The 8,873-nt window shown below is 67.3% G+C and carries 8 protein-coding genes; 5 read left to right on the forward strand and 3 right to left on the reverse strand.

The window, feature by feature from the left end:
• The 3 genes from ACIQ6O_RS09215 to ACIQ6O_RS09225 all read right to left on the reverse strand — a co-directional run.
• A partial coding sequence (locus tag ACIQ6O_RS09215) for an ATP-binding cassette domain-containing protein (protein ID WP_396207492.1) occupies nucleotides 1-601 on the reverse strand: 601 nt, incomplete at its 3' end.
• Complete coding sequence (locus ACIQ6O_RS09220; protein ID WP_396207493.1) at nucleotides 598-1,647, reverse strand: BMP family protein; 1,050 nt, start codon at nucleotides 1,645-1,647, stop codon at nucleotides 598-600. The genes ACIQ6O_RS09220 and ACIQ6O_RS09215, both read right to left, overlap by 4 nt.
• A 113-nt stretch (nucleotides 1,648-1,760) precedes the next feature.
• Nucleotides 1,761-3,266: a hypothetical protein gene (locus ACIQ6O_RS09225; RefSeq protein WP_396207494.1), complete on the reverse strand. Its 1,506-nt coding sequence runs from the start codon at nucleotides 3,264-3,266 to the stop codon at nucleotides 1,761-1,763.
• Between the two features lie 95 nt (nucleotides 3,267-3,361).
• Here ACIQ6O_RS09225 and ACIQ6O_RS09230 point away from each other — a divergent pair, with 95 nt between their 5' ends.
• The 5 genes from ACIQ6O_RS09230 to fahA all read left to right on the forward strand — a co-directional run.
• On the forward strand, nucleotides 3,362-4,885 hold the full coding sequence (locus tag ACIQ6O_RS09230) for an L-aspartate oxidase (RefSeq protein ID WP_396207495.1): 1,524 nt from the start codon (nucleotides 3,362-3,364) through the stop codon (nucleotides 4,883-4,885).
• Nucleotides 4,886-4,901: 16 nt separating this feature from the next.
• Complete coding sequence (gene nadA, locus ACIQ6O_RS09235; protein WP_396207496.1) at nucleotides 4,902-5,912, forward strand: quinolinate synthase NadA; 1,011 nt, start codon at nucleotides 4,902-4,904, stop codon at nucleotides 5,910-5,912.
• Complete coding sequence (nadC, locus tag ACIQ6O_RS09240) at nucleotides 5,909-6,814, forward strand: carboxylating nicotinate-nucleotide diphosphorylase (protein ID WP_396207497.1); 906 nt, start codon at nucleotides 5,909-5,911, stop codon at nucleotides 6,812-6,814. Before nadA ends, nadC begins: the two co-directional genes overlap by 4 nt.
• Nucleotides 6,815-6,846: 32 nt before the next feature.
• A complete protein-coding gene (locus ACIQ6O_RS09245) occupies nucleotides 6,847-7,788 on the forward strand; it encodes a hypothetical protein (RefSeq protein ID WP_396207498.1) in 942 nt (313 codons plus the stop codon).
• Nucleotides 7,789-7,840: 52 nt separating this feature from the next.
• Nucleotides 7,841-8,873 (forward strand): fumarylacetoacetase (fahA, locus tag ACIQ6O_RS09250; protein ID WP_396207499.1); only part of this gene is annotated, 1,033 nt, incomplete at its 3' end.

The raw sequence follows: 8,873 nt of genomic DNA on the forward strand, positions 1-8,873 counted from the left end.
TGCCGCCATCGGCGCGCAGCGTGCGCAGCACACCCCACAACTCCTGCACTTCCGGCGGCGAGAGTACGGCCGTGGGTTCGTCGAGAATGAGCACGCGCGCCCCGCGATACAGCGCCTTGAGAATCTCGACCCGCTGGGCTTCGCCCACGGTGAGATCGGCGATCGTCGCGCGCGCATCCACGTGCAGCCCGCACTTCTTGCACAGCGCTTCAACCTCGAGCACCGCCCGCTGCAGGTCGATCGTGATGCCCTTGGTGGGCTCCATGCCCAGCACCACGTTTTCCGCTACCGTGAGCGTGGGCACCAGCATGAAGTGCTGATGCACCATGCCTACGCCGGCGGCGATGGCGTTGGTGGTCTTCCAGCCGGTCACGTCACGGCCGTTCACCTCCACCGTCCCGCCATCGGGTGCGTACAGCCCCGCCAGCACGCGCATGAGCGTGCTCTTGCCCGCGCCATTTTCCCCGACGAGCGCGTGAATCTCGCCTTGCTGTACTTCGAGCGCGGCATCGCGGTTGGCCACCACCGCGCCGAACGTCTTCACCACCCCCGCCATGCGAATCGCCGGCGCGTTCGCCGGTGCGCTGCGCCCGGTGCTCACTTGTCGCCCTCACGCGTGGCGGGCACGGTGATGCGGCCGGCTATGATATCGGCGCTGAGCGAATCGAGCGTCGCGCGTACGCGGTCGGGAATAAGCGTGCGGTTGTTGCGGTCGTAGATGTAGCCCACGCCCTTCTCCGCGAGCCCGAACTGCTGCACGCCACCGGTGAACGAGCCCTCCTTCACCGATTTCACGGCGGCCAGGACCGAGGCATCGATCCCCTTCACCATGCTCGTGAGGATGAACCCCGGGGCTTCGCCGTACTGATCGGCATCCACGCCGATCGCAAGCCGGCCGGTGGTGCGCGCCGCCTCGAAGACGCCAAGGCCGGTGGAGCCCGACGCATGGAAGATCACGTTCACGCCCTGATTGTACATCGCGAGCGCCATCTCCTTGCCACGGCCCGGATTGCGAAACGCTTCCGGCGTCACGCCGGCGTAATTCGCGATCACCGTACAGTCGGGGCACACGTGATTCACCCCGGCCCGATAGCCGGCCTCGAACTTGTGGATGAGCGAGATATCCATGCCGCCTACGAACCCGATCTTCTTGCTCTTCCCCACCAGCGCCGCGAGGGCACCCACGAGGAACGAACCCTGTTCTTCGCGGAACTTGAGCGCGCGGAGATTCGTCGGGAGCGGCAGCGGCTGGCCCAGCGAGTCGAGTGGCACCGACATGTCCACGTTGGCGAAGCGCACGTTGGGATACTCCTTGGCCAACGCCAGCACATCGTCGGTGAAGATGAAGCCCACGCCGATCACCAGATCCATCCCCTCGGCCGCGAGCAACCGGAGTCCGGCTTCGCGGTCAGAGCCCTCCCCGGGCTCGATGTACGTCACGCGGGCCCCGAGTTCCTTCCCGGCCCGTTCGCCCCCAAGGTAGGCGCCGTCGTTGAACGACTTATCGCCCCGACCGCCGACATCGAACACGATGCCGACATCGAGCCCGTCGGAGGTGTCCGCGACGGTCGCGCCGGACGGACGCACGGTGAGCAGAAGGACGTGGGCGAGGAGGAGCGCCCCGATCAGAGAGAGGGTACGACGCATGGCTCCGAAGGTTCGCCGCCGAAGGGCCGCACGGGAAGGGCTTGCGCTCTCCCCCGAGAAAAAAACGGCCGTGGGCGGGTGCCCACGGCCGTTCGTCGAACGTGCGGTCTGCCTTACTTGATCGGCTTGTAGCGGTAGGCGTAGATGCCCTTACCCGTAGCCTTGATCTCGATGTTCTTGCGGTCGCCCTTCTTGAGCGCGCCCGTTTCGGCCGTCGCCGATGCAACCACGTTGCCGGCCATGTCGAGGAACTCCGCCGTCACCGCGTAGGTGCCCGTGGCCGCCACCTGCTCGAGGGCGATCGTGAGCGTGGCGTTCTCTGCACCGCGCGAGAAGCCCGCGACTTCCGCCTTCACCGGCAGTTCTTCGGCGATCTTCTGGTACTTCACCAGCGAGTCGGTCCATGCCTTCTTTTCCGCGGGCAGCTTGGCCGCCTTGCCGATACCCTGGGCGGCGTAAGCGAAGAACATCCACGCGTCGTAGTTATTCGGGTCCAGCGCCACCAGCTTGCGGCTCGGATCGAACATGTCCTTGAAGCGATCCTTCGAGTAGTACGACGCCGCCACGTTGCGCAGGCCGTCACGGCTGTTGGGATTCTTCTTCACCGAGGCTTCGAACAGCTTGAGCGCGTCGTCGGACTTGTTGGCGCGGGTGGCCACCACACCGCCGATGGCGAGCGAGATGTCGCTCTGCTTGTCAGGGTTGGCGAGCATGTCGGCGTACACCTGCCCCATGTCCGGGTCCTTGGCCAACGTGAGCGCCTCGGCCCAGTTGTTGTAGTGGTTCGGCACCTCCGGGCTGTCCGGATACTCGGCAATGATCGTCTTGAACGACGTCGCCGCTTCCTTCGCGAGCGCCACCTGATCGGCACCCTGCGCCCCACCCGCCTGCTCCAGCTGCGTCATGGCGAGGTAGTACATGGAGCCGCTCTTGAGATCCTTGTACACCGAGTCCTTGCCCGCCAGATCGATGACGTGCTTCCAGTGCATCATCGCCGCCTTCTTGTCGTTCTTCTGATTCGCGACGTTGGCCAGCACGTAGTGCGGGTACGGGCCGTTGGCGAGCAGCATGGAACGCTTGGCGTAGTACTCGGCCGAGTCGAGGCTGTTGCCGCTCATCGCCGCCAGGGCAGCCTGCGTCTGGGCAAGCCAGAGCTCGTTCTGACGCTGCGCCTTGATGTCGGCCTCACAGGCCGGCGAGGCTGCTACGATGGCCTTGTAGGCCGCGTCGACGGCGGTCACCAGGTCGATCGTCTCGGTCGGGTTGGCCACGAGACCAATCGACGCGCGCGTCGGCGCGTGCGGCGTACCCGGCTCGAGCGCCCACATCTTGAACACTTCGCTCAACATGTACTGGTAGCCCGTGGCGTTCTTGGCAAAACGCTCCGGCTTCGTGTCCAGCTCCTTGGTCATCGTCGTGAGCAGCTTCTTGCGCTGCTCGGGATTCTGCGACGACTTGGCCTGCTGGTACGACAGCGACAGCATCGCCATTTCCTTGGGCGCGTTGATGTCGATGTTGCACGAGGCGGACACGCCGCCCGGCTGAGCGACGGCCGTCGCGGGGACTACCGTGGTGAGCGACGCGGCGGCCACGGCACCAGCCATGAACGTCAAACGCATGACGTCTCCTGAAGATCGAAAGATGCAGGTGAGTCTGGCCGGGGTTCCGGCCAGGGGTTCAGTTGGGGACCCGATGTCCTTTGATTGAAACTACTATGACCGAACGGATCCGCACCCGGTTCCTTGTGATTGGTAGCGGGGTTGCCGGTTTACACACCGCGTGGCGTGCGTCGGCCCACGGGTCGGTGACGGTGCTCACAAAGCGCACCCTCTTCGACTCTGCAACGGCCTACGCGCAAGGGGGCATTGCCGCTGCACTTGGGGCCGGAGACAGCCCCCAACTGCACCGGGAGGACACCCTGGCGGCGGGGGCGGCCCTCTGTGACCGCGAGGCCGTACAGGTGCTGGTGGAGGAGGGGCCCGCCCGGGTGCGCGAACTGCAGGCCGCCGGGGCCCGCTTCGACCTCGATCCCGACGGCGACTTCCAGCTCGGACGGGAAGCTGCGCATTCCCGCCATCGGATCGTGCATGCCCGGGGCGACCAGACGGGCGCCGAAGTCGCCCGGGCGCTCGTCACCAGGGTTCGGGAAACGCCCAGCATTGACGTGCGGGAAACGGCCCGCGTGCTCGATCTGCTGCTGGTGGACGAGGAGGATGGCCCGCAGTGCGCCGGTGTACGGGTGTCCCTCGCCGGGCGCCCCGTGGAGATCGTGGCCGACGCGACCGTGCTCGCGACCGGCGGCTGCGGTCAGCTCTACCGGTATACCACCAATCCGCAGGTCGCGACCGGCGACGGCTTTGCAATTGCGCACCGGGCCGGCGCCCGACTCGCCGACATGGAATTCGTCCAGTTTCATCCTACGGCGCTCGACACCCCCGAAAACCCGCTGGCACTGGTGTCCGAGGCGGTGCGTGGCGAGGGGGCCATCCTCCTGAACGGCCGTGGCGAGCGGTTCATGCCGTCACGGCACCGCCTGGCCGAACTGGCCCCCCGCGATGTGGTCGCCCGCGAAATCTTCCGCGAGCAGCAGGCACACGGCCGCGTCTTTCTCGACGCGACCAAGCTGGGGGCCGGCTTTGCCACCCGCTTCCCGGGCATTGATGCCCTGTGCCGCGCCCGGGGGATCGACCCGTCCAGCACACCGATCCCCGTCACGCCGGCCGCCCACTACATGATGGGCGGGGTCGTCACCGATCTGGCCGGCCGTTCGAGTCTGCCGCGCCTGTACGCGGTAGGGGAGGTGGCCAGAACCGGGGTGCACGGCGCCAACCGGCTCGCCTCCAATTCCCTTCTGGAGGGGCTGGTGTTCGCTGAACGCGTGGCGCGCGACCTGGCCCATACGCCGGAAGAGCTCGCGGTGCCCGACCGGCACGACTGGGACGTGCCGCCTCTCCCCGATCGCGGTGCCGCCCAGGTCGCGGCCGACGAAATCCGCCGGCTCATGTGGGACTTCGCCGGCATCTCCCGAACGGCCGTCGGACTGCGTCGCTGTCAGGCGGCGCTCCAGCAGGTGGGGGAACGGCTTGCGCCGGGCGCCACCGAGGAGCGCAATCTCCATACCACCGCCACGCTAGTGACCGAAGCCGCACTCCTGCGCAAGGAGTCGCGTGGAGGGCACTTCCGAAGCGATTTTCCGAAGACGCGCCGGAAGTGGCAAGGCCGGCACATTACCTGGTAGCAGCATCCCCGCCGTCATGACGATTCTCGAAGCCCATTACGATCCCGCCATCGCCGAAGAGATCCGTTCCCTCGCCAAGGCGAAGAACGCGGTCATCCTCGCGCACAATTACGAGCGTCCGGAAATCCAGGATGTCGCCGATTACGTGGGCGACTCGCTCGGGTTGTCCCGTGAGGCCGCACGGACCGACGCCGACGTGATCGTCTTCTGCGGGGTGCACTTCATGGCCGAAACCGCGGCCATTTTGTCGCCCCAGAAGACCGTGCTGCTCCCCGATCTCGCCGCCGGCTGCTCGCTCGCCAGCACCATCGATGCGGCGCAACTGCGCGCTTGGAAGGCCGAGCATCCGGGCGCCGTGGTGGTGGCGTACGTGAACACCACGGCCGAGGTGAAGGCCGAAAGCGATTACTGCTGCACGTCGGGCAACGCGGTGGAAGTGGTGAACGCCATCCCGCGGGACCGGGAGATCCTCTTCCTCCCCGACATGTTCCTCGGCGCGCATGTGCGCCGCGAAACGGGGCGCAACAACATCCACGTGTGGATGGGGGAGTGTCACGTGCACGCCGGCATCGACCCGGAGCACATCTCGCGCACGCGCGCGCAGTACCCCGGCGCCGAGTTCCTCATTCACCCCGAATGCGGCTGCGCCACCCCGGTGGTGGAAGCGATCAGTGCCGGCGCGGTGGATCCGCACAACGTGCACATCCTCTCCACCGAGGGGATGATCAAGCGGCCCATGCAGACGTCGCAGGACACCTTCATTGTTGCCACCGAAATTGGCATCCTGCACCGGTTGCGGCGTGAGAATCCCGCCAAGCACTTCATCGCGGCGAATGACCGCGCGCAGTGCTCATTCATGAAGGTCACCACGCTGCCCAAGGTGCGTGATGCGCTGCTGTACAATCAGTTCCGCATCACGGTGCCCGAGGACATCGCGGCGCGCGCCCGGACGGCGATCGAGCGCATGGTGAGCATCGGTGGCAACGCGGGCGTCAGCCCCTTCGGTCCCGGGGATCCCGGGGAATGAACGCGCTCCACCCGCCGCTCCGTCCCACACCGCCCGCGTCCCATCCGCGGGCGGGCTTCCCGCTGTCGGCGGAAGACACGACGGCGCGGGTGCGGGCGGCACTGCAGGAAGACGAAGCGTTCAACGACGTGTCCACGATCGCCACGGTGATGGGTGCGCGCGAGGTGCGCGGCGCCATTGTGGCGCGCCGCGCGGGGGTGATCGCCGGCATTCCGCTCGCCATCGAGGCATTCCGCCAGCTCGATCCGACCATCACGGTGCGCGTGGACGCCGAAGACGGAACCCACGTGAAGGCGGGTGATCCGGTGCTTTCGCTCACGGGCCACGCGCGCGGCATGCTTTCGGCCGAGCGCACTGCGCTCAACTACCTGCAGCGGCTGTCCGGGATCGCCACCCTCACCGCTCGCTTCGTCGACGCGATCACGGGCTCCCGGGCGCAGATTCTCGATACGCGCAAGACCACGCCGGGCTGGCGCACGCTGGAGAAGTATGCAGTCCGCGCCGGCGGCGGCACCAACCACCGGCTCGATCTGCGGAGCGGTGTGCTCATCAAGGACAACCATTTGGCCGCCATCGGTGGGGATATCGCTACGGCGGTTACCCGCGCCCGTCAGATCGCCGTCCCGGGCACGCCAGTGCAGGTGGAGTGCGATACGGTGGCACAGGTGGAGGCCGCCGTTGCCGCCGGCGCCGACTGGGTGCTGCTCGACAACATGTCGCTCGATCAGTTGCGTGACGCCGTGGCACGCTGTGCCGGACGAGTGGTCACCGAGGCGTCCGGCGGGGTAACGCTCGATACGGTGCGTGCCATCGCCGACACCGGCGTCGACCGGATTTCGGTGGGTGCCCTCACCCATTCGGCGCCCGCGCTCGATCTCGGACTCGATTTCGACGGTCTGTGAATCCCCTCACCCACACGGCCGCACCCTTCGCCATGCCCGTCCGCCTCCCTCCGCTCACTGAACGCCCGTCGCGCATCCTGCTCGAGGCGATCATCGATTATGCCGGCCTGTTTCCCCCGGCCTCGCTCGACATGGCGCGCGCCGTTCGCAACTTCGCGCACTATCGGGCGGGGGGTGCGGGGTGGATGCTCGGACGCTTCGTTTGTCCTGCCTCGCGCCTGGCCGAGTTCTCCGCGGCGGCCGACCCACTCCTGCCCCGGGACGCCGGCGCGATTCCGTGGCTGCTGTCGGTGACCGGCAGTGGCGATCTGCACGCCGACCTCGAAGCGATCACTGCGTTCAACGAGCGACATCGGGTGTGTTTCGAGGAATGCGGCGCACGCGTCGATTCGTACGAAGCCAAAGTCGGCAGCGTCGCCGAAATCATGGCCTTGCACGACGCCCTGCCGCGCTCGTTCCACGCGTGGTTGGAAGTGCCGATCGTCACGGATCCGAGCGAGCTGCTGGAAGCCATCGCCAAGGTGGGGCGTTTCGCGAAGATGCGGACGGGGGGCACGGTGGCCGAGGCGTTTCCGTCGAAGCAACACATCGTGGATTTCCTGCGGGCCCTGCTCACGTACGACGTGCGCGCCAAGGCGACGGCCGGGTTGCATCACCCCCTGTGTGGCACCTACCGCCTGACGTACGAGCCCGAGGCCGCGACCTGTCGCATGTTCGGTTTTCTGAACGTGCTGCTGGCGGCTGCCGTCATCGCGAACGGCGGCACCGATACCCTCGCCGTGCAGGCGATCGAAGAAGCCCGGGTGTCGTCACTCGAGTTTTCCGAGACGCATCTCGTCTGGCACGCAGGCGATGGGCCCATCGCCATCGCCCGCCACACGCTGCAGCAGGTCCGGGAGCACATGATCGTGAGCATCGGCTCCTGTTCGTTCACGGAGCCCGTCGACGAGAGTCGCGCGCTCGGTTGGATTTGACGCGACGGCGCCATCATCGCTGGCGCTCCGCTACGTCCCCCTTTTCGGCACTATGACGTCCTCCGTGTTTCCGCTCTCCAGCTGGGTCGCCAGCGCCAACGGCCACGCCGACTTCCCGTTACACAATCTGCCGTTCGGCGTATTCCGTCGCGCCGGCAGCTCTGAAACGCCGCGCGTCGGGGTCGCCATCGGCGATGCAATCCTCGATGTAGCGGCGTGTCATGCGGCGGGCCTCTGCGGTGAGGCCGATGCCCTCACGCAGCAGGCCATGCGCGCCTGTGCCGCGCCGGCGCTCAACGCGCTGATGGCCCTCGGGGCCGACGCGCGCCGGGCGCTGCGCCTCGCCTTGCTCGAACTGCTCGGGAAACACGCCGCCGTACACACGCAGCAAACGGCACAGCACGCCCTCGTGCTGCAGTGCGACGCCGAGCTGTTCTTGCCGGTGCAGGTGGGCGACTACACCGACTTCTATGCGTCAGTGCACCACGCCACGAACGTGGGCAGCATGTTCCGCCCCGACAACCCGCTGCTCCCCAACTACAAGTGGGTGCCGATCGGCTACCACGGCCGGGCCTCGAGTCTCGTCGTCTCGGGTGCCACCGTCACCCGTCCGGTGGGACAGCGCAAGGGCCCCAACGACGCCGTACCCACGGTGGGGCCGTCACGGTCGCTCGACTACGAGCTCGAACTCGGCGCCTTCGTCGGGGCCGGCAACGCGCTCGGTGAGACGATCGCGCTGGCCGACGCCGAACGTCACCTGTGGGGGCTGTGTCTGCTCAACGACTGGTCGGCGCGCGATCTGCAGGCGTGGGAGTACCAGCCGCTCGGGCCCTTTCTCGCCAAGAACTTCGCGAGCACCATCAGTCCGTGGGTCGTCACGCTCGAGGCCCTCGAGCCGTTTCGTGCCCCCCTCGCGCCCCGCGCCGAGGGCGATCCGGCCCCGCTGCCGTATCTGTCGAACGAGGGCGACGCGGCACACGGTGGCTTCGCCATTGCGCTCGAGGTGTGGCTGCGCACGGCGCGCATGCGCGACGCGGGTGAGCCGGCCGTGTGTCTCTCGCGAAGCAGTGCGCTCGATCTGTACT

It is taken from the genome of Gemmatimonas sp. (assembly GCF_044345575.1).
Lineage (GTDB): Bacteria > Gemmatimonadota > Gemmatimonadetes > Gemmatimonadales > Gemmatimonadaceae > Gemmatimonas.

Bases quoted from the DNA above. Each gene is read 5' to 3' on its own strand.
- ACIQ6O_RS09220 (WP_396207493.1), bottom strand. From the start codon at position 1,647: ATGCGTCGTACCCTCTCTCTGATCGGGGCGCTCCTCCTCGCCCACGTC.
- nadA (WP_396207496.1), top strand. From the start codon at position 4,902: ATGACGATTCTCGAAGCCCATTACGATCCCGCCATCGCCGAAGAGATC.
- ACIQ6O_RS09230 (WP_396207495.1), top strand. From the start codon at position 3,362: ATGACCGAACGGATCCGCACCCGGTTCCTTGTGATTGGTAGCGGGGTT.
- nadC (WP_396207497.1), top strand. From the start codon at position 5,909: ATGAACGCGCTCCACCCGCCGCTCCGTCCCACACCGCCCGCGTCCCAT.
- ACIQ6O_RS09245 (WP_396207498.1), top strand. From the start codon at position 6,847: ATGCCCGTCCGCCTCCCTCCGCTCACTGAACGCCCGTCGCGCATCCTG.
- ACIQ6O_RS09225 (WP_396207494.1), bottom strand. From the start codon at position 3,266: ATGCGTTTGACGTTCATGGCTGGTGCCGTGGCCGCCGCGTCGCTCACC.